Origin of the sequence: Saccharothrix australiensis (assembly GCF_003634935.1) — a bacterium.
Taxonomy (GTDB): Bacteria; Actinomycetota; Actinomycetes; order Mycobacteriales; family Pseudonocardiaceae; genus Actinosynnema; species Actinosynnema australiense.
In genome coordinates this window covers 1,416,443-1,436,813 of record NZ_RBXO01000001.1, presented here as the reverse complement: position 1 = coordinate 1,436,813, position 20,371 = coordinate 1,416,443, and the positions used below count along the sequence as shown (strand labels likewise).

Here is a 20,371-nt window from a genome sequence, read left to right as displayed (position 1 = left end):
GACGCCGTGAACGTGCTCGTCCACCTGTCCGGGCGACACCCACCGGCGTGCCCGTGCCCGCAACGGCACGGACGGCGACGTGCCCAGAGGACGGACACCGGAGAAGTTGAGCGCGAGTTGAGCGAGACACGTACGACCACGACCGGGAACGCGGGCCCGTCGATCGCCAGGGCCGGCGGCTCGATGGCCATCGCGACGATCGTCAGCCGCGTCACCGGGCTGCTGTCGAAGGTGCTGCTGATCGCGGTGCTCGGCGCGGAGCAGCTCAACACCTCGTACCAGGCGGCGACCACCCTGCCGACGATGATCAACGAGCTGCTGCTCGGCGGCGTGCTGACCTCCGTGGCGATCCCGCTGCTGGTCCGCGCCGAGAAGGAGGACGGCGACGGCGGCGAGTCGTACGCGCAGTGGCTGATCAGCATGGGCCTGGCGATCCTCGGCGTCGGCACGGTCGTGGTGGTCGCCTGCGCGCCGCTGCTCACCGACCTGTTCATCTCCGACTCGCCGGAGGCCAACCCGGCGCTGGTCACCGCGTTCGCCTACCTGGTCCTGCCCGGCATCGTGTTCTACGGGATGACCGCGCTGCTCGGCGCGGTGCTGAACGCGCGGCACGTGTTCGGCCTGCCGACGTGGGCCCCGGTGCTGAACAACCTCGTCGTGATCGTCGTGCTGGTCGTGTACGCGCTGATGCCGGGCGAGATCTCGCTGGACCCGGTGCACCTGACCGACGCGAAGCTGCTGGTGCTGGGCATCGGCACGGTGCTCGGCGTCGCGGTGCAGGCGTCCGTGCTGGTCCCGGCGCTCCGGCGGACCGGGTTCCGGTTCCGCTGGCGGTTCGGCTGGGACAAGCGGTTCGCGGAGTTCGGCGGCCTCGCGTTCTGGGTGCTGCTCTACGTCGGGCTCGGGTTCGTCAGCATGATGATCCTGACGAACGTGGCGACCAACTCGAAGTCGGCGCTGGTCTCGTTCAACTACCAGTGGCTGATCTCGCAGGTGCCCTACGGCGTGCTGGGCGTCTCGCTGCTCACCGCGCTGATGCCGAGGATGAGCCGGGCGGCGGCGCACGGCGACAACGACCAGTTGGTGCGGGACCTGCTGTTCGGCAACCGGATGTCGACGATCCTGCTGATGCCGTTCAGCGCGCTGATGACGGTTTCCGGCGTGGCGATCGGCTTGGCGGCGTTCGGGTTCGGCAAGGCGGGCGTGTCGGGCGGCACGGGGGTGGGCACGGCGCTCGCGCTGTCGGCGTTCGGGCTGGTGCCGTACGCGATCACGCTGCTCCAGCTGCGCGGCTTCTACGCCATGAAGGACGCCCGCACGCCCACGTTGATCCAGGCGTTGATCGTCGCGGTGCGGATCGGGCTGCTGTACTACTTCCTGGAGGTGTCCTCGACCGACCAGCTCGCGGTCGGGGTGTCGCTGGCGATGTCGCTCAGCTTCGTGTTCGGCGCGGTGGTCGGCCAGGTCTGGCTGCGGGTGCGGCTCGGCCGGCTGCGCACCGGGTTCACCGTGTGGACGGTGTGCCTGACGGTGGTCGCGTCGTCGCTGGCGTTCGCGGCGGCCAAGGGGGTCAACGCGCTGGTCCAGGGCCTGCTCGACCTGTCGAGCCCGATCGTCGCGGCGTGGGTCGAGGTGGTGCTGGTGACGGTGATCGGGCTGCCGCTGGCGTTCGGCCTGCTGGCGGTGTTCCGGGTGCCGGAGGTGAAGCCGGCGGTGGACAAGGTGCTGCGGCTGGCCCGCCTGCGCTGATCCCGCCCGGCGACGACACCGCCGTCGACGACCCGGCCCGACGAGGGCCCTGCTCGGCAGCAGCCCTGCCCGACAAGGGCCCTGCTCGGCGAGGCCCCGGCCCGCTCGTCGCCGATCCCGAACGGCGCGACGCCCCGCGACCGAGCGGTCGCGGGGCGTCGTGCGCCACGTCACCGGCGCCGGTGCCGGGAGGCGGCCGGACTCACTTGGGGCTGACCGACTGCACGTCGATCCGCCGGTCCGCCTTGGTCGCCATGGGCTGCTTCACCTCCACGGTCACGTTGTACTCGCCGATCATGTCCACGGTCGTGGTCGCCTGGTACACGCCCGGACGCCCGGCCACCTCCGCCATCACGATGGGGCCCTGCCGGTGCGTCATCGGCATCGCCACCATGTCCGTGTAGGCCACCACCTGCCCCTTGGTGATCGGGTCGTACGAGCCGGGCGCGCTGACCTGCGCCTCGACCGCCACCTTGAGGTTGCCCAGGTGCTCGGCGGTGATGTCGACGGCCGCCTGGGTCGCGCCGCCGGTCGGCTGCGGCGTCGGGGCCGCCGCCGCCACGGGCGCCGTCGGACGGGTCGCGACGAACGCCACGAGGCCCAGCACCAGCGCCAGCGTCACGCCGAGGCACAGCCCGAGCACCGCGCCCTGCCAGAACTGGCTCCGGTCCGCGCCCGCCGGGCGTCTGGCCCGGCCGCCGTTCACCGCGACCACCTCCGCTGGACCACGGACGACCGGTCGGGCATCCGGGCGTCCGGCAGCCTCGCCGCGCCGCCCGGCGCCTGCGCGGGCCCGACCGGGTGGTCGGGCAGCGGGAGCAGGCCGGCCTGCCGCGCGCCGTGCACCCGGAACAGGCCCCACTGCCCGCCGGTCAGGTGCCTGGCCAGCGTGCTGGACCGGTAGAGGTAGTCGCCCGGCACCGCGCGCCGCCCGCCCGCGCCGCCGGTCACCGCCGGGTCGAGGACGACGTCGTAGACCACGCCGGGGTTGAACTGGCCCTGGGTGGCCGCCAGCTGCGACTGCGGGTCGAGGGGCGCACGCCGCCAGAGGTGGCCGTGCAGGGCGAAGCTGGTCGACCTCGGGTCGCCGACGGCCTGCGCCACCCGGAACACGGTCTTGTCGCCGGCGTACGCCTGGAACAGCGGCGTCGCCGGGTCGCCGTGCACCCCGGAGTCGAAGATGTCGGTGATGTTCCGGTTGGTGGCGAACCGGTGCGACCACGGCTCGTTGCGGTAGTTGACGGAGAACTCGCCCTGGTCCTCCGGGTCGTCCGCCTCCCGGCTGGGCGACGTGACGAGGTCGAAGTTGTCCGGCACCGGCTGCCCGTCGGACCGGAACAGCGACAGGTCGCTGTTGAGCAGCACGATGTTCTCCCGGAAGTCCGGCTGGGTCGGGTGCGCGATCACGGCCTGCGTGCCGCTGGCCAGCGGACGCCCGGTGACCGGGTCGAGGTACTCCGAGCCGGGCGGCTCGATCACCAGCGCCCCGTACAACCCGTGGTGCAGGTGGTTCTGCACGTCACCGCGGTCCTCCAGCAGCGCCATCCCGGTGAGGTCCCCGGGCAGGAACCACCGGTAGGTGTGCTGGCCGCCGGGCGCGACCGTGCTGTCCGGGTTGCCGCCGACGTTCGAGCCGGCCGACGCCTCGGCGTGGTCCACCAGCTGCGGTCTCAGCGAGACCCGTGCGCCCACCGGGAACGGTTGGAAGCCCGGCACGTTCGCCTCGTCGCGCGGCGGTTGGTCCAGGCACTCCGGGAAGGTCAGCACACCCTCCTTGAAGCCGAGCTGGCCGGGTTCGATCGACTCGTGGCAGTGCGGTTTCATCTTCGCCGGGTCGAGCTGGTTCTTCAGCGTCACCTCGACGCAGTCCCCCGAGTTGGCGCGGATCACCAGCGGCTCGGCCGCCTTCGTGCCCGCCCGGATCGCCGGGACGTCCGCCTCCAGCGCGAACATCAGGCCGTTCGGGTCGTGGTCGCCCGCCTTGTTGTAGGGGATGTCGTGGTTGATCGCCGCCACCGTGAACCGCTTCACCGACGTCGACGGCGGGCAGGGGTCGGGGAAGTCCGCGGGCGCGGCCCTGGCTTGTCCGGTGTCGAGCAACTGGGGGCAGTCACCGCTCTGGTTGTCCGCCAGCGCGCGCAGGTCCCACCCGGACTTGGGCGGGTTGCGGCAGCCCGACGCCTCCAACGTGCCCCACGTGCCCAGGAACCAGTCGTCCGCTCCCGTGTAGTGGTACATGTACTTCCGGAAGAGCGACGGGTGCTGGTAGTCGGCGAGCACGTCGTTGAGCGGGACTTCCGCCTCGAACGCCTCCAGCATCCCGATGTGCTGCGCCTGCACGATGTTCGACTCGGGGTCACGCGGTTCGTGTTTCCACCGGAAGCGGTCGAGGGTGAACCCGTGCGACTCCTCCTGGGACAGTTGGAAGAGCCGGAACTTCACCAGGTCGCCCGCGTTCGCCTTCAGCTGCGGTGTGTAGGGCACCGGGTTGGGTCCGATGTCGAAGAGGTCGGCCGGGTCGCCGTTTCTCCGGTGCTCGAACGGTTCCAGCCGGTAGTTGACGCCCATCACGCCCTGGTCGTCCGTGCTGGACGGGAACTTCGCCGGGAAGATCGGCACGCCCTCGGGTGTGACGAACTGGTCGTCGTTGGTCGAGTTCGGGTCGTTCGGCCGGAACATCGGCACGTGGTCCTCGACGAACAGCGAGAAGTTGCGGTAGTCGCGGCCGTCGGTCGGGTTGCCCCGGTAGTCGGTGGTCGGTTGGCAGTGCAGGTCGAAGACGGTGCCCACCTTGGGCACGCCGATCGGGTCGGACGTCCTGGGGTAGCCGGCCGTGCAGCCGGGCGGGTGGATGCTCGCCCCGCCGAACAGGCCGTTGTCCTGGTGCACGTTCGGGAAGAAGTGGTCGTGGAACGAGTTCGTCGACGTGTTCTCGTGGACGAAGTTCCGGTAGGTGATGGTCTGGCCGGCGTCCGCGCCCTGGTCGTAGTTCCACCCGTTGGCCGCGCCGTCGGAGGACAGCACGTCGAACTGGACCATGTGCTGGTGCAGGCCGACTTCGTTGGTCACCTGCGCGCGGTCGAACACCGTGCCGCCGAACTGCTCGGGCAGCTCGTTGGTGAGGTTGTAGACGACGCAGTCGCCGACGTTGAGGATGGGTGCGAACGGCTCGGGTTTCTTCCCGCTCAGCACCGCCTGTTTGTCCTCCTGCAACACGTACACCCTGGACTGCGGATTTCGCCAGCCGAGGTCCGGGTGGTACGCCTGGCTGATCTCCACGGCCGCGACGTCGAAGGTCTTCGTCGGCCGCCCGGCCGGGCACGGGTCCTGGAAGAACCCGCCGGGGACGCGTGCGTTCGGGTCGGCCGCCGCCTTCTCCAGCGCGGTGGGCGGGAACGTGCCGGTGTCGGTGCGGGCGGACACGCCCAGCGGCGGCTTGGGCGCCTTGAAGCCGAACGCGCCCGGCACGAAGTGCGGGTAGCCCGGCGTGGCCGACACGGGGCTCGGCGGGTCCTGCCTGCCGGACACCGACGGCTGGTAGTCGTAGTCCTCCAGCGGCAGCAGCGCCGGGACGGGCGTGCCGTCGGGGTTGGTGCGGGTGCCCGTCTCCCGCTTGTCCAGGGTGCGGTTGAGCCCCCACATGCCGGTGGCGAAGTGCGGGTACAGGTGGCAGTGGAAGATGATGTCGCCGAAGGTGGCGGGCTTGTTCAGGTGCCCGGAACCCGCGCCGCCCTGGGGCACCAGCCCGTAGTGCGCGCCCGGCGAGACCGCCTGCACGTCCAGCAGGTTGGTGGTGGTCGTGCGGTGGGACGGGTTGCTGATGGCGGGCAGGCCGCCCTCGTCCTTCGGGTCGAACGGCCAGCGGTTGACGTGCCAGTGGAAGGTGTGGGTCTCGAACTCGGCGGGGTGCAGCAACCGGATCTGCATCGGCTCGCCCCGGTAGTTGGCGAAGACCAGGTCGCCGCCGCCGGGGTCGCCGTAGGCCCACGAGGACAGCGAGGTCTCCTCGCCGATGCAGGCCGCCGCGTCGAAGCCCTGCACCGCGCGCACGGCGACGGGGCAGTCGACCTCTTCGCGGTTGAACCCCGGTTCGGAGCGGTAGTTGAACGCGAACCACTCCAGCTTCACCGGCACCTCGTCGTTGACCAGGGCGTCGGCGTCACCGCCGCCCAGGCCGGGCAGGGTGCCCTCGGTGAGCTTGGCGAGCTGCCCGGCGGTGGGCGCGATGCACTCGTTGCCGCCTTCCTCGTCCCGGTTCTCGTTGCGGCACAGGCGGGTCAGGATCCCCGGCTCGGCCTCCACCTCGTCGTGCATGAACAGCACGTGCTCGCGGAAGTCGGGCTGGTCGGGGTGCTTGACCACCGCGCGCGTGCCGGAGGGCAGCGGTCCGCCGGTGCGCTGGTCCACCCAGGTCGCGCCCGGCGGCTCGACCACGATCGCGCCGAACGCGCCGAACGAGTGCGAGCCGATGAACCGCACCGAGCCGTCGGTGTCGACGGGTCGGGTCTGCTGGGACGAGAAGTCCGCGCCGTCCTTGAACTGGAACTCGCCCTCGGCCTGCGCGAACAGCCGGTAGGTCGTGCTCTGGCCGGGCGGGACGGTGGAGTCGGGGTTGTTGCCCACCGCCGTGCCGTCCGACCCGGTCACGTCGTAGTCGAGGCCGTCGAAGTGCATGGACGCGTGCGGCGCCTTGGCCGGGTCGAAGTCGTTGTCCGGCTTGGTCGCGGCGGGCGCGAACTCCCTCGGGCCGGGCGTGAGCGCGCCGGGCGCGCGCAGCGTCTCGCCGGGCAGGGTGAAGATCGAGGCGTCGCGGTCGAACGAGGGCGCGGGTTCGTGGAGCCGGTTGGTGAACCGGATCTCGACGCAGTCGCCCTGGTTGGCGCGCACCGCGAGCGGCTCGATCAGGTCGTTCTCGTGGACCCGCGCCGGGTCGGCGGCGTGGGCGAAGGTGGCACGCACCTTGGCGATGTTCTCGTCCAGGACGTACATGCGCCCTTCGGGCACCACGTCGCCGAACCGGTTGAGGAAGATCGGCACGTTGATCAGCGACACGGCGAACGTCCTCGGCGTCTGCCCCGTCGCGCACGGATTTCCGGGAGCCGCGGGCAATCGCGCTGCCGTCGCTTCGCTCACCAGCCACATGGATGCGCCTGCGGCGGCGATCCACAGCCCGACCGCCACGCCCAGCAGCGCTTTCAGCAGTGGGCGTGGCCGTCGTCTGACCCTGACGACCAGCAGCAGCGCGACGGCCAGTGTGACGATCACCGGGCTGAGATCCGCGAACGCAGCATTCATCGGAACCCCCTCTTCGTCCGTCAGCGCGGGACGCGGGGGATCGCCGGCGCGACCACCCGCCTATTCCGCGTGACGGGTAATTCCTGGCCGCGCCGGACGATTCGGCTCGATCCCCCAGTAATGAACGCTGACTCCCCTGGAGCCATGCTGGCCAGAATGTGAGGGGTGTGTCAAGAACCGGGCGGGTGCGACCGATCAGCGCGGCCCGCGTCGGGTTCGAGGGGTCGACGGGTCGCGCGGAGCCGTGGCGCCCCAACCGATCGCGCCGCGACGTGACGGTCCGCGACCGGCGGATCACCAGTCGCCACAACGGTCCCGCCGCCCGGCGTCCACGCGGCTGCCCGGCGCGGCGACCGGACGGGCTCGCTCTTCCGGCGGTACCGGCGGAAATCGCGCGCGTGCGCGGTGATCACTTTCCAGTGGACGCGACGTCGACGGTGGTCGTCGTTCCCGGAAATGATTCGTCCGCTGTGGACGCGGAAAACCGGAGATCATCGGCGGTGCCGCTTGATCCGATTCGGCGGATCACGCTTTCGGGAACCCGAAGTCCGCCGTGCTCCGCGAGCGCGGCAACGGCACGGCCGCCCGGTCACTCCCGCGTCTTCGCGGAACCGCCCTCCGAGCGCACCCGGCGAACCGCTCCCCCGGAGTCGTGCCGCGCCCGCCATCCGCCGACCAGCAGGTCGAACACCTCCTCCACCGCCGCACGGGGATCGGGTCGCCCCTTGGCCAGCACCGGCACCTCCAGGGCGAACCGGGCCAGCGCCGCGCACGCGAGGTCGTCCGGCGCACGGCCCAGTTCCTCCGCGATCACGACGCCCAGGGCGCGCGCGTGCCGCACCCACATGCGTTCCGCGTACTCGCGGAGCGCGGGCGTCCGGTCGACCAGGGCGGCGAAGGAGGCCAGGCGGGGGTCGGACAGGGTCGGCGCCCAGCACTCCAGCGCGTGGGCGCGGAGCGCGTCGACCACGTCCTGGCCCGCGGGCCGCTCGCGGACGGCGGCGGTCAGTGCCGCCTCGACGTCCTCCTCGCGGTCGAAGACCAGCGACTCCTTGCTCGGGAAGTGGGCGAAGAGGGTCGTGGTGGACACGTCGGCCCGGTCGGCGACGTCGCGCACGCTGACCCGGTCGAAGCCGTGCTCCAGGAACAGGTCGAGGGCGGCGTCGGCGATGGCCTGCCGCGTCGCGGCCTTCTTGCGCTCGCGACGGCCGGTGCGCGCGGGGTCGGGCATGGCCCCACCGTACCCCGAACCCGGACCGAGACAGAAACTGTACTGGTTGCACTTTTGGACTGAGTTCTGCTTTGGTGGTCGCACAGGGTCGCCGCCCCGTGGGGGTCGCGGCGCCGGTCGGCACCGCGTCGCGGCGTCACCGGACCCTGCCGACGAGAGGAACCACGGCATGCACTCGCCGACGCCCCGCGAAGCGCGGATCGCCGTCATCGGAGCCGGACCCGGAGGTCTCACGTGCGCACGCGTCCTGCGGCGGCACGGCATCCCGGTGACGGTGTACGACCGCGACCCGGACGCGCACTCCCGCGACCAGGGTGGCTCGCTCGACCTGCACGAAGAGGACGGCCAGCGCGCGCTCCGCGAGGCGGGCCTGCTGGCGGAGTTCTTCGCGCTGGCCAGGCCCGAGGGGCAGGAGGCGCGCCTGCTGGACGCGACGGGACGCCTGCTCGACCACCACCTGCCGGACGAGGGCGACACGGCACGCCCCGAGATCGACCGCGGGCAGCTGCGCGACCTCCTGCTGCGCTCGCTCGACGCGGGGACCGTCCACTGGGGACGCGCGCTCCGGTCGGTGAGCGGGCCGGCCGACGGGCCGCGCACACTGGAGTTCGCCGACGGCACGACCGCCGGAGCGGACCTGGTGATCGGCGCGGACGGCGCCTTCTCCCGCGTGCGCGCGGCGGTGTCGCCCGCGACACCGCGCTACACCGGCATCGGTTTCCTCGAAGCCTGGTTCGACGACGTGGAGACCGCGCACCCGGAGCTGTCCGAACTGGTCGGGAGGGGCAGCGCGCACGTCGCCGACGGCGAGCGCGGCCTCTTCGCGCAGCGCGGCAGCGGCGGCCGCCTGCGGGTCTACCTCGTGCGGCGGGTGCCGGTGGACTGGATGGCGGCGAGCGGCCTGCGCCCCGACGACACCGAGGGCATCCGCGCCCGCCTGCTGGACGAGTACGGGGCCTGGTCACCGGAACTGCTCCGCCTGATCACCGACAACGACGGCCCCTACGTCGACCGCCCGATCTTCGCCCTGCCGGTGCCGCACACGTGGGAGCACACGCCGGGCGTGACGCTGCTGGGCGACGCCGCGCACCTCATGCCGCCCCTCGGCGTCGGCGTCAACCTCGCCATGCTCGACGCGTGCGAACTGGCCCTGGCCCTGGCCCGCGCGACCACCCTCGACGAGGCCGTGCGCGACTACGAGCGGACGATGCTCGCACGCTCGACGAACCTGGCCCGACGACTGGAAGGCGCCACCGGCCACCTCCTGTCCACCCCGGACCCGGCCGAACACCCGCAACCCGCCCACACCCGCCGCTGACCACCGCACGCCCGGCCGGAGCCCGCGACGGCTAGCGGCTCGTCGCCTCCCACCGCACCCCGTAGGCCAGGCCGGGCGTGAGGTCGTGGAACCTCAGGTGGATCTCGCCCGCCCGGTCCACCGGGTGCTCGTGACCGCGGGGAGCCGGGACGGAACCGCCGGACCGGTCGGCGCCTTGCAGCGCCCACACGCGCGGTGGGACGGCAATGTCGCCGAAGCGGCCCCTCAGGTCCAGCAGGTCGCACGGGTGCCGTGGCACGTAGACAAGGTAGGACCACGTCTCGTGCGAGGTGGCCGGCCGGTAGCGGATCGCGAAGTCGTGGGAACGGCCTCGGCGGACGGCGGTCGGCAGCGCGAGCGCCGGGGTGGAGCGGTCCACCAGGGTGCCGCCGTACAGCACCCGGAGGTCGAGGTCGGGCGGGTCCAAGGGGAGCGGGGGCGATAGGGCCAGCTCGTGCAGGCCGTCGCGGTCGGCGACGACCCGGTGCCGCTCGATCACCTCGGGACGCGGCCGGTCCAGGGTGAGGACGGCGTGCAGTTCAGCGGTGTGCCAGCCGCCCGGCCGCCGGTCCGACTGTTCGCCGACCGCGTCGGCGGCCAGTTCCGCGAGGTGGTCGATGGCCTCGTCGACCCGGCGGCGGACCGTGCGCGGGTCCCGGTCCATCCGGACCGCCACCCACTGCACCCGGTCCTGGTACAGCGGCAGCCGCGCCTCTTCGTGGATGGCGAACGCCACGAGCGTGGCCCGGTGGAGGTCCTCGGGCAGCCTGCCGGCCAGTTCGCTGATCGTGTCGGTCACCTTCCGCCGGATCGCGCCGGGCTCGTCGTCCTCCGTCACCCCGCAGGCCGCGCGCAGGGTCGGGCCCACCCGGTCCGCGATCCCGCCGGCCAGCACGCCGCGGCCCTTGCGCAGCGACTTCAACTCCCGGACCAGGTCCGCGTGCGCGTTCATCGGCCACCCCTGTGCTCTTCACGGTGTTCTGCCGCGCAGGTTGCGGCCGGCCAGTGGACCGCGAGTGGACACGTGGTGGATGTCCCGGACGCGGTTGCAGCACGGCGGCCCAGACCACGCGGCCCTGATCCGCGCGGCGATCGCCGAGTCGGCGTGAACGGCGTCGAGGAATTCGCGTAGGCCGGTGCTCGCCTCGTCGATCTGGTCGGTCCTCGGGGGCGACGCATCGCACGCCACGCAGCACGGCAACACATCGGCGAGCGCCCGACTCCTCCTTCCCACCCCTTTTGCGGAAGGGCGAAGCCCGGCCGGTGTTTGTCTACCGAATGCGAACGCGATGCGGGTCCGGACACGCGGACGGCCGCTCGTGCGACATCCGGTGTGGACATCGAGCTCACGAACCGGGAGGCAGCGTGGAATTTCGGATGCTGGGTCCGCTGGAGGTATGGCACGGGAACGCTCAGTTGCCGCTGGGCGACCAGCAGCAGCGTTTCGTCCTCGTCGTGCTCCTGCTGCACGCCAACAGACCGGTGTCCACCGAGCGGCTGACGGAGATCGTGTGGGGCGGCAACCCGGAGCGCCGCGTCCTGGTGCGCACCTACATCAACCGGCTGCGCAACGCCTTCCGGGACTCGGACGACGTGTGGATCGACACGATACCGACCGGCTACCTGCTGCGGGTCGACGAGGACCGGCTCGACACCGCCCGGTTCGCCCGGTTGTGCGAGGAGGCGGTGCGCGCGGAGGACCCGCGCCGGGCGATCGAGGCGTTACGCGCCGCCGTCGACCTGTGGCGCGGCCCGTTCCTGGAGGGCATCGACATCGACCGGGTGGGCGGACCGGACGTGATCTCGCCCGAGGCCGCCTACTTCGACGCGGTGGGCGACCTCGCCACGCTCGAGCTGGCCGCCGGCGACCACCGGTCCGCGCGGGACCGGCTGCGCCCGGTGGTGCGCAGCGACCCGGCTCGGGAGCGGCACGCCGAACTGCTCATGCGGGCGTTGATCGCAAGCGGCGACCAGGTCGAGGCGATCCGGGTCTTCCAACGCACCAAGGCCGCGCTCGCCGAGCTGCGGCTGGCGCCAGGGCCTCGGCTGCGCAAGCTCGCCGCGCGGGCGGAACGCGGCGAGCCCGCCGGCTCCCTGCCGTCCCGGCCCGGCGGGTTCACCGGGCGGGACGCGGAGCTGGGCGTGATCGAGGCGGTCGCCTCGACACCGGGCGAGCGGCGCGCGGTGTGGGTGAGCGGCGCGCCGGGCGTCGGCAAGACCGGGCTGGCCGTCGAGGCGGCGCACCGGCTGCGGGACCGGTTCCCGGACGGGCAGCTGCTGGTGCGGCTCAACGGGTACACGCCGAACCTGTCCGCGGCGACCGTCTCGGACGCGCTCACCCAGCTGCTCGTCGAGCTGGGCGTGCCGCCCGAGCAGATCCCCACCTCGGTGAGCCGGAAGTTCACGCTGTACCAGACGGAGCTGTACGGCACCAGGACGTTGGTGGTACTGGACAACGCGCATTCGCCGGAGCAGGTCCGGCCGCTGCTGCCGGAGGCGGCGGGTTGCCTGGCCGTCGTGACCAGCAGACGGGTGGGCGAGCCGGACACCGGTGAGCACATCAGGCTCTCCCCGCTGCCGCCCGAGCACGCCGCAGCGCTGTTCCGGACGCTGGTCGGTCCCCTCCGCCTGCGCGGCCGGGCCGCCGAGGTGGCGGGCGTGGTCGACCGTTGCGGTCATCTGCCGATGCCGATCCGGGTGGCTGCGGCGCTGTTCCGCAGGCACGACAGGTGGCCGTTGGAGCACCTGCTGCGGCTGCTGCGGGAGAGCGGGCCGTGGCGCGCGGGCGTCGACGACGAGCAGGGCGCCGCGGCGGTGCGCGTGTCCTACCTCCAGCTCGACGTGCCGCAGCGGGAGGTGTTCCGGCTGTTCGGCCACCTGCCGGGGCCGGACCTCGACGTGGTCGGGGCGGCGGCGCTGGCGGACCGCGACGTCGCCGCGGCCCGTGTGGTGCTCGACGACCTGCACGAGGTGTGCCTGCTGGAGGAGGTCACGCCCGAGCGGTACCGGATGCTGGACCCGCTCAAGGAGTTCGCCGCGGCGGAGCCGCCGCCGACCACCCGGACCGAGCGCGCGGACGCCCTGCTGCGGCTGCTCGACTTCTACCTGGTCGGCTTGGCCGACGCGGTGGGCACGGCCTACCCGTTCGACCGCGCGCAGCTGCCCGCGGTGCACCGCACCAGCCGGGTGGTTCCCGTCTTCGCGACCAAGCACGACGCGACGGCGTGGATCGCCGCCGAGCGGGACAACCTGGTGGCCGCCATCCGCTACGCCGCCGAGCACGACCTGCCCGGCCACGCGTGGCGGCTCGCGGTGCTGATCTGGCGTCACTTCCACACCACGAGCCGGTTCGAGGACTGGGTCGGGAGCATGGAACTGGCGCACCGGGCCGTGTGCGCCGATCCCGACGAGGAGCACGGACGGGCGCACGTGCTGCTCCGCCTGGCCACCGCCTACGACCGGCTCGGGCGGCTGGAGGACGCGCTGGAGTCGGCCACCCGCGCGCTGGCGGCGTGGCGGCGGCTCGGCGACGTGCCCGGTGAAGCGGCCACGCTGTGCGCGATCGCCATCCCCCTGATGCAGCTCGGCCGGCACGACGAGGCGATCGGGCACTTCGGCGCCGCGCTGGAGAAGTACGGGCACTGCGGCGACCTGCGCGGCCAAGCGCACGCGTTGAGCATGCTGGGTGTGCTCGACGAGGAGCGCGGCGAGTTGGACGTCGCGCTACGCAGGCAGTCGGCCGCGGTGTCGATGCTGCGCGAGGTCGACCACGTGCAGGGGCTGGCCCACGCGCTGAACAACCTGGGCTCGGTGCGGCAGCGGCTCGGGTTGGCGGACGAGGCGCTGGTCGCCCACCTGGAGGCGTACGAGCTGGCCGACCGGCTGGGCGACGACTGCCTGATGGCCTACGCCCTGAACTACCTCGGCAACGTGCACCGGTCGCAGGGCAGGCTGGCGGAAGCCGTGCGCTGCCAGGAGCGGGCCGGCGTGGTGGCCGCCGAGGTTTCCGACGCCGACCTGCGCACGCGGCTGTTCCTCGACCGCGCCGCGACCGCGCAGGCCGCGGACGACGGGGCGGGCGCGTTGCACGCGTACCGGGCCGCGCTGGACCTGGCGACCGGTACCGGGAACCGCGGCCACGGCGCCCACGCCCACCGCGGCGTCGCGCGGACGCTGCACGCGCTGGGGAAGCACGCCGTCGCCGCCGAGCACTGGCACGCGGCCGAGGCCGGGTTCGTCGCGCTCGGCCAGCCCGAAGCGGACGAGGTCCGGGCCGAGCACGCGACCCTCACCTGCGCGTGCCGCTGAGACCGACCGCCGTGCCCGGCGGGTCGCGGGCGACCGCGCCCGCCGGGCACGGCGATCAGTGGCGCAGCACCCGCCGCAGCTCGGGGTAGACCTCCCGGACCGCGCCGTGGTTGCGCCACCGGCCGAGTGTCCTGGCCAGTTCCCGCAGGTCCGTCCGCACGGTCGCCGAGTCGACGTGGGCCGCGTCGTCGAGCGTGTCGACCAGCGTCGCGCAGCTCTGGTCGATCTCGCCCGCGAGCGCGTGGGCGAGCGACCGGCGGGAGCCGAACCGGGCCCGCGAACGGCGGGAGCCGGCCGGCAGCCGGGCCCACGCCCGGTCCAGGACGGCCGCCGACTCGTCCGTCCGCCCGAGGTCGCACAACGACCACCCCCTGGCCAGTTCCAGCGGGTCGGCCGCGGTCGAGCCGAGCACCGGGTACGAGCCGGTGTCCGGGGCGGACGCGTCGAGCAGGCGAACGGCCCGGTCCAGTGCGCGGTCGAAGGACCCGCGGTCACCGGCCAGGGCGTGCCCCTGGGCCTCCCTGCGGGATGCCAGGGCGAGGGTCCGCGGGCTCGCCCGGTCCACCTGCTGGGCCCGCCGGGCGAGGTCGACGGTGCCGACCGCGTCCTGCCGGTACAGCGCGAGGCCCGCTTCGCGGACGAACGCGTAGCTCACGATCTCCCGGTCGCCGCCAGCCCGTGCCAGCTCCGAGGCGTGCCGGGTCCACGACAGCGCGCCCTGCTCGTCACCCGCCTCCTGGTGCATCCACCCGGTGTACTCGGCGGTCCGCGCGGCGAGCAGGAGCAGTCGCATCCTGATCGGCTCGGGATTCTCGTGCGCGAGCGCGTGCATCGTGCGCGCCAAGGCGATCAGCGGTTCCAGGACCACCACGGGACTCGTCTGCATGCCGAGGGCGCGCAGGTGCTCGAACGAGGTCCGCATCCCGGTGACGACCCGCTCGTCCGGCACCGGCCGGCACCCGCCGGCGAACGCCACGCCGAGCACCGTGCCCGCGACCAGCACCTGCCTGCGGCCGAGCGTCAGCCCGACGGCGGCGGCCCGCTCGGAAGCCTGGTCACGTGCCGACCGGGCCGCTTCGATGAGCCCGCCGCCCGCGTCCAGCACGCTGTCGCACAACCGCGCCACGGTCTCGTGCGGCGGCTTCAGGTCGTTCTCGATCTTGCTGAGATAACCCTTGCTGTAGTGCACGCGCTTGGCCAGCTGACCTATCGACAGGCCCGCAGCGATGCGGCATTCACGCAATAACTCACCAAATGATCCAGCCACGCGAGCCTCCTGTTCCGGCTGTTGCCGAGTACACCACTGCACATCGCCCTGCGCAATCGCCCGGCCGCCCCGCGGAATTCCCACGGGCGGCCGGGCGCGCAATCGAGCCGCGGTCAGCCGTGCCACGGATTACCGTCGGGGCCGACGGTGACCGTCGTGGGCGGCGGGCAACCGTCGAGGGACGCGGCGGTCGCGCCACCGATGGGTGCAAACACGGCGGTGATGGCGCACAAGCCGGCCAGCACCACACCGCATTTGGCCGCGAAATCGGACACGAACTCAGGCATGGGGAACCTCCACAGGCTACCGATGAATGCGCTGCGGGCTTTTATCGGATGTCCGGCCCGCGATCTCGATGATTCACCGGTGTCCGGTGGCCGACCAGGTGTTGCCCGTTTCCCGGCAGCACGGTCGACGGGCGACGGCGGCGCATCCACTCCTCGTCCACTTCCGGTCGACACGCGGTCCCGATGCTGTGCCCCGCAGAACAGGACAGCCGGCCGGCGGGCCGGCGGTTACAGGGAGGTCCAGTGGTGAGCGAGTACGACGTGGCCGTGTCCTTCGGCGAGGAGCAGCGCTCCGCCGTGGAGGAGGTGGTCGAAGCGTTCAGGCAGCGCGGTCTCACCGTGCTGCACGGGTCGGAGCAGACCCACGAGTGGTGGTCCCACAAGGAGGGTGGAGACCTCCCGGACGCGCGGGTGCGGTTCTTCGTCCCGTTCGTGTCGGCGGTGGACGACTTCACCACGGCCGTGCTGCGCGCGGTCAAGGCCGGGGACGAGCACGTGCTGCCCGTGCTGCTCGACGACGTGACCGTGCCCCCCGCGCTGCTGCACCCGCACGTGACCTACGTGCGCGGCAGGGCGGACCGGCCGGATCAGCTCACCGAGTCGCTGGTCGCCCGGATCGAGGCTGCGGAGGCGATCGGGCGGGACCGCGCGCGGGTCACCGAGGTGGTGGCCGCGGTCAAGGGATCCGCTCCGGCGCAGGATGCGGAACCGGTCGTGCCCGCCGACTTCAGCCGCTACACCGAGCAGGATGCGACGCTGCGCTACCTGGGTGAGCAGTTCGCCGCTGCGCTGCCGGGGCTGCAGCGGCACGGGTTCGTGGGCACCTTGCACGTCGGCGACACGAGGATCGCCGTGCGGGTCGAGCGGGCGGGCGACACCGTCTACGCGCTCGACGTCCAACGCGGCGGCATCGGTGGTGACGAGACGGTGAACTTCGTGGTCGGCAGGCACGACGGGACCGGCGCGCTCACCAACGGCTGGGCACGCCCGGTCTACGACACGCGAGTGGGCGCGGCCGTGCTCGAAGTGCACGACTTCTCGGTGCTCGGCAGCGGTGGCGCACCGCGCGCCTACCGCCGGGAGGAGCTGTTCACCGCGCTCTGGCGGCGCATCGACGAGGTGCTGGCCTCGACCGTCGGCTGAGCACGCGACCGGGGCGTGCTCCCCGTCCGATCCGGGCGGGGAGCACGTCCCGCGGTGCCGAGGTCAGCGCCGACCGTCGCGAGCCCGGTCGAGCACTTCCTCCAGCCGCAGCGGGCTCGGCGGGTGGTGGCTCAGGCACAGCGGCGTCCGCATCCGGCGGAACCCGAAGGTCTCGCCCGTGACGTAGAACCGACCGCGTTCCAGGCGCGAGATGTCGCCGACCGAACTGCCCTTGGCCCTGGCCATCTCGGTCGCAGCGGCGACCTGCGCCGGGCTGTTCAGCCTGCCGAAGAACTGCGTCGTCGCGTTGCCGACAACCTGGTTGTGCACGCCCTTCGGCGCCTGGGTGGCGAGCAGCAGGCCCAGCCCGTACTTGCGGGCCTGCGAGGCCAGCAGGATCGTGCTCTGCGTGCTCGCCGTCCACCCGCCGGACGGCGCGATGGTCTGCGCCTCGTCCATCACGACCAGGCCACCGAGCGGCCGGTCCACCGCGGGATTGCGTTTGATCCAGGCGAACACCTCCAGCTGGAGCTGGCCGACGAACCCCTGCTTGCGCTCCTCCGACGGCAACCCGACGAAGCTGATCACCGAGATCCGCGCGCGCTTGCCCGGCGTCGGGGTCAGCAGCACGGCGGGGTCCGTAGGTTCGCCCGCGCCGCCGAGCAGCGGGTCGTTGACCGTCGCGGCGCGCAGCGTCTCGGCCAGGTCCGCCGCCGTCGCTCGGGCGGTGCCGAGCCTGCTCACCCCGTCCGGGAGGTCCGCCAGCACGTCGATGAACGCCGACAGGTCGCGCTCGCCCGTGCGCGCGTAGTGCGTCAGGGCCTCCCGCAGCACGGCTTGGCCGCGCACTGCGGTCTTGGAGCCGCCACCGACCCTGGCGTGCGGCACCAGGCGGGCCACCGCAGCCTCCACCGAAGCGGTGAACTCGTCGGCGTCCCCGCGCACCTCCGCGAAGTCGGGCAGCGGGTGGAAGCTGAGCGGCCGCCCGCCGGCGCGGCCCGGCGTCCACACCACCACCTCGGTGTTCGCGAGGTACTCGGCGGCGCGGCCGGCGTCACCCGGCCGCCAGTCGGCGGGCGGCTCCGGCCACGCGTCACCCAGCCGCGCCAGGTCGTTGTTCGGGTCCAGGACGATCGCCGAAACCCCCCGCAAGGCGCACTCCTCGACGATCCGCCGCAGCAGCACGGTCTTCCCGCTGCCGGAGCCCGCGAAGACGATGGCGTGCTTGCGCAGCGACTCCAGCTCGATGCGGATCTCGCCGTCCATGCCGAGCTCGATCCCGGTCGGTGACGGCGGTTCGTGCGGCGGCGGTTCGTGCGGCGGCGGGCGGGTCTCCTGGTGGCTCGCCGCGGACCGCTTCGGCTCGGGCAGGATCTCGCGCAGGAACGTCGTCCGGCTGACCGGTTTCCGCGCCACCAGCCACGCCAGCAGCTGGTGGGTCTGCGCGGCCTGCATCTCCTTGAGCGCGCTGAACGTCCGCAGGTCGTCGTCCGAGATCTCGACCCGACGGCCACCCGCCCGCTCCAGTTCCGCCACCTCGGCCCTGGTCCGCTGGCCGTCCCACCCCTGACCGCCGTTCCGGATCAGGACCAGGTGCCGGTCGCGCAGGCCGAAGCGGGCCGCGTCTCGGGCGTGGCGCAACCGGCGCAGCACCCGGTTGCCGTGGGCGCTCGCGATGAGGCGGAACCCCCAGCGCTCATCGGTGTCCAAGTCCTCGTTCACGGTGTGGAGCAGCTGCGCGTGCAGGTCACTCCCGCCGTGGAGCTGTTCGGCCTGCCAGGCCAGGTCGTCGTTGCCGACCTCGTTGATCCACGACTTCAGCCCGGCCAGCAGCAGCGCCGGCATCACCTCGTCCTCGTTGTGCTGCTTCAGCTGCGCGGCCGAGATGTCCGCCTTCTCGCGCAGCCGCTCGAACCGGCTGTCGAGCTCCCGGAAGTAGTCGGGCTCCGCCCCGTCGGGCGCGGGCGCGGGCGCGGGTGCCTCTACGGGTTCCTCGTCGAACGAGCGCAACTCCCGGATCTCGCCGTACAGGCAGGACTCGGCGTGCTGGTGGATGCTCCTGAGCAGCTGGCGCGGCGTCCGCGAGGTCCAGCCGGGGCCGAACGCGCTCGACGCCACGGGCCAGGTCGGGTGCGGTGGCGTGATGTCGTTGCGCCGGTACACCACGCCGAGCCACCGCTCCACCAGCGCACGGCCGATCGCCGGGTCCACGATCGAGCCCAGGATCGGGGTTTCGGTGAACCGGTCGGCGACCGTGTCGCTCGCGATCGAGTGCAGCATCTTCCACGTGTTGGGCAGGCAGGCCACGATCGACAGCGTCCGCCTGGTCTTCTCCCGCAACTTCATCAACCCGTCGGCGATGAGCGCGAGCTCCCCGCCCGACTCCGCGCTCGTCACCCGCGCGTCGATCTCGTCCCGGCCCACGTTGACGAGGGTGTCCAACTGGTCGACGGCGATGACGCACGGCCCGGTCATGGCGAGGACCCGCGAGATGTCCCGCACCAGCGTCTGCGGCGGCTTCGACCTGCTCGGCAGCCCCCATTCGCGGTGCGCGCCGCCCGGCCCGGCCGAGCCCTGGAGATGTTCCAGGCCGATCTGGGCGTGCTCGGACGCGTAGAGCACCAGCGCGCGGATCGTGTCGCCGCACTCGACCGCTATCCGGCCGTCCACCGCGCGCAAGTGGTTGTGGAAGACCGTGAGGTCGTGGGGCGTCAGCGCCGTCGCGCCCGTGATCGCACCCGCCACCGTCCCCGGCACGCCCGCCAGGTCGCACAACTGCCGGAGCAGCGCGGTGAGCTGCAACTCACCCTCGTCCGTGGTCCGGCGGAGCTCGCTGCGCATCGCCTCGGCGACGTCGGTCCAGAACTCCGGGCCCGTGGTCAGCTCGACCAGGAAGAAGAACCCGCCCTCCCGCTGCACCATGCGGCGCACCGTGCCCAGCAGGTGGGTCTTGCCGATCCCTTTCCTGCCCTGGAGCACCAGCCCGAGGGGGCTGGGGCCGCTGCTGGCCTTGGCTTCCGCGATACCGGCCCGGATGCGGTCCTCCGCCTTGGCGTGCAGACCGTCCACGTGGGAGGGCGAGGTCTGCCAGACGTCGTCCGGCGTCTCGGCGGAGTTGAAGCGGAGCGTGGCCAGTGCCTTGCGCAGTTGCTCTGTCATGATTCCTCGATCGCCACCAGGTGGTTGTCCTCGCCGCCGATCCGGAGCGCCGCGGCGTGGTCGGCCTCGGTCAGCACCTTGCGGTTGGAGTCGGGCGCCACGTGCACAGTGCCGGTCCGCACCATCTCCAGCAGGACCGCGTCGACCTCGTCCCGCTCGGCGCCGTTGAGCTTGGGCCGGAGCTTGGCCAGGCGCACCCAGTCCTGCGGCTTGACCGACAGCGCCAGGTAGGCGGCCCGGATCACCGACTCCAGGTCCCGGCCGGAGCGGAGCACCTCGGCGAGGTCGCCCAGCCGCTGGTGGAGCTGCACGAAGTGCATCAGCACCGCGTGGTAGGCACGTAACAGCGGAGCCGAGTTCGGCGGCGAACCGAGCGCAGCCAAGTCGCGCTCACACCAGGAGATCCCCTCCTCCGTGATCCGGTGCACGATCCGGGCCTTCTCCTTCCACGACCGGAGCAGGCCGAGCTTGTTCAACCGCTCGCGGCCGGGCTTGCTGAGCCGGATCGTGAGGTCGTTCCCCAACTCCACGTTCGGCACATCCCGGTCTTCGAGCATCAGCACGATGAGCGCCGCTCGTTCCTCGTTCGTGAGCTTCTCGGGCATTCCGCCGCC

At 72.5% G+C, this 20,371-nt stretch carries 12 protein-coding genes; 4 read left to right on the top strand and 8 right to left on the bottom strand.

Translation table 11 applies throughout. The features are described 5' to 3' along the window. Positions 1-117: 117 nt before the first annotated feature. Complete coding sequence (gene murJ, locus C8E97_RS06820; RefSeq protein ID WP_281275315.1) at positions 118-1,749, top strand: murein biosynthesis integral membrane protein MurJ; 1,632 nt, start codon at positions 118-120, stop codon at positions 1,747-1,749. 202 nt (positions 1,750-1,951) lie between these two features. Here the strand turns inward: murJ and C8E97_RS06815 are convergent, their stop codons facing one another. From C8E97_RS06815 to C8E97_RS06805, 3 genes are all read right to left on the bottom strand, one after another. After that, on the bottom strand, positions 1,952-2,455 hold the full coding sequence (locus tag C8E97_RS06815) for a FixH family protein (RefSeq protein ID WP_147455015.1): 504 nt from the start codon (positions 2,453-2,455) through the stop codon (positions 1,952-1,954). Then, complete coding sequence (locus tag C8E97_RS06810; protein WP_147455014.1) at positions 2,452-7,044, bottom strand: hypothetical protein; 4,593 nt, start codon at positions 7,042-7,044, stop codon at positions 2,452-2,454. The genes C8E97_RS06815 and C8E97_RS06810 overlap by 4 nt, the downstream gene beginning before the upstream one ends. A 589-nt stretch (positions 7,045-7,633) precedes the next feature. Next, complete coding sequence (locus tag C8E97_RS06805) at positions 7,634-8,275, bottom strand: TetR/AcrR family transcriptional regulator (RefSeq protein ID WP_121002679.1); 642 nt, start codon at positions 8,273-8,275, stop codon at positions 7,634-7,636. Positions 8,276-8,444: 169 nt separating this feature from the next. Here C8E97_RS06805 and C8E97_RS06800 point away from each other — a divergent pair, with 169 nt between their 5' ends. Then, entirely contained in the window at positions 8,445-9,593 is a 1,149-nt protein-coding gene (locus tag C8E97_RS06800) for an FAD-dependent oxidoreductase (RefSeq protein ID WP_121002677.1), read from the top strand. 31 nt (positions 9,594-9,624) lie between these two features. Here the strand turns inward: C8E97_RS06800 and C8E97_RS06795 are convergent, their stop codons facing one another. After that, complete coding sequence (locus C8E97_RS06795) at positions 9,625-10,545, bottom strand: hypothetical protein (RefSeq protein ID WP_121002675.1); 921 nt, start codon at positions 10,543-10,545, stop codon at positions 9,625-9,627. Positions 10,546-10,970: 425 nt separating this feature from the next. Between C8E97_RS06795 and C8E97_RS06790 the strand changes: the two genes are divergently transcribed. Further along, a complete protein-coding gene (locus tag C8E97_RS06790; protein WP_121002673.1) occupies positions 10,971-13,901 on the top strand; it encodes an AfsR/SARP family transcriptional regulator in 2,931 nt (976 codons plus the stop codon). 55 nt (positions 13,902-13,956) lie between these two features. On the opposite strand, the gene C8E97_RS06785 is transcribed toward C8E97_RS06790, so the two are convergent. Together C8E97_RS06785 and C8E97_RS34335 are read right to left on the bottom strand one after the other, a co-directional pair. Beyond that, positions 13,957-15,168: a helix-turn-helix domain-containing protein gene (locus C8E97_RS06785; RefSeq protein WP_121002671.1), complete on the bottom strand. Its 1,212-nt coding sequence runs from the start codon at positions 15,166-15,168 to the stop codon at positions 13,957-13,959. Positions 15,169-15,281: 113 nt separating this feature from the next. Continuing rightward, positions 15,282-15,455, bottom strand: coding sequence for a hypothetical protein (locus C8E97_RS34335; RefSeq protein WP_170211667.1), 174 nt, complete (start codon positions 15,453-15,455; stop codon positions 15,282-15,284). Between the two features lie 246 nt (positions 15,456-15,701). Between C8E97_RS34335 and C8E97_RS06780 the strand changes: the two genes are divergently transcribed. Beyond that, positions 15,702-16,598 (top strand): TIR domain-containing protein, encoded by an 897-nt coding sequence (locus C8E97_RS06780; RefSeq protein WP_121010927.1) that lies wholly within the window; start codon positions 15,702-15,704, stop codon positions 16,596-16,598. A 63-nt stretch (positions 16,599-16,661) separates the two neighbouring features. On the opposite strand, the gene C8E97_RS06775 is transcribed toward C8E97_RS06780, so the two are convergent. Continuing rightward, positions 16,662-19,757: an ATP-binding protein gene (locus C8E97_RS06775; protein WP_121002669.1), complete on the bottom strand. Its 3,096-nt coding sequence runs from the start codon at positions 19,755-19,757 to the stop codon at positions 16,662-16,664. Then, positions 19,754-20,362, bottom strand: coding sequence for a hypothetical protein (locus C8E97_RS06770; protein WP_121002667.1), 609 nt, complete (start codon positions 20,360-20,362; stop codon positions 19,754-19,756). The genes C8E97_RS06775 and C8E97_RS06770 overlap by 4 nt, the downstream gene beginning before the upstream one ends. Positions 20,363-20,371: the final 9 nt, after the last annotated feature.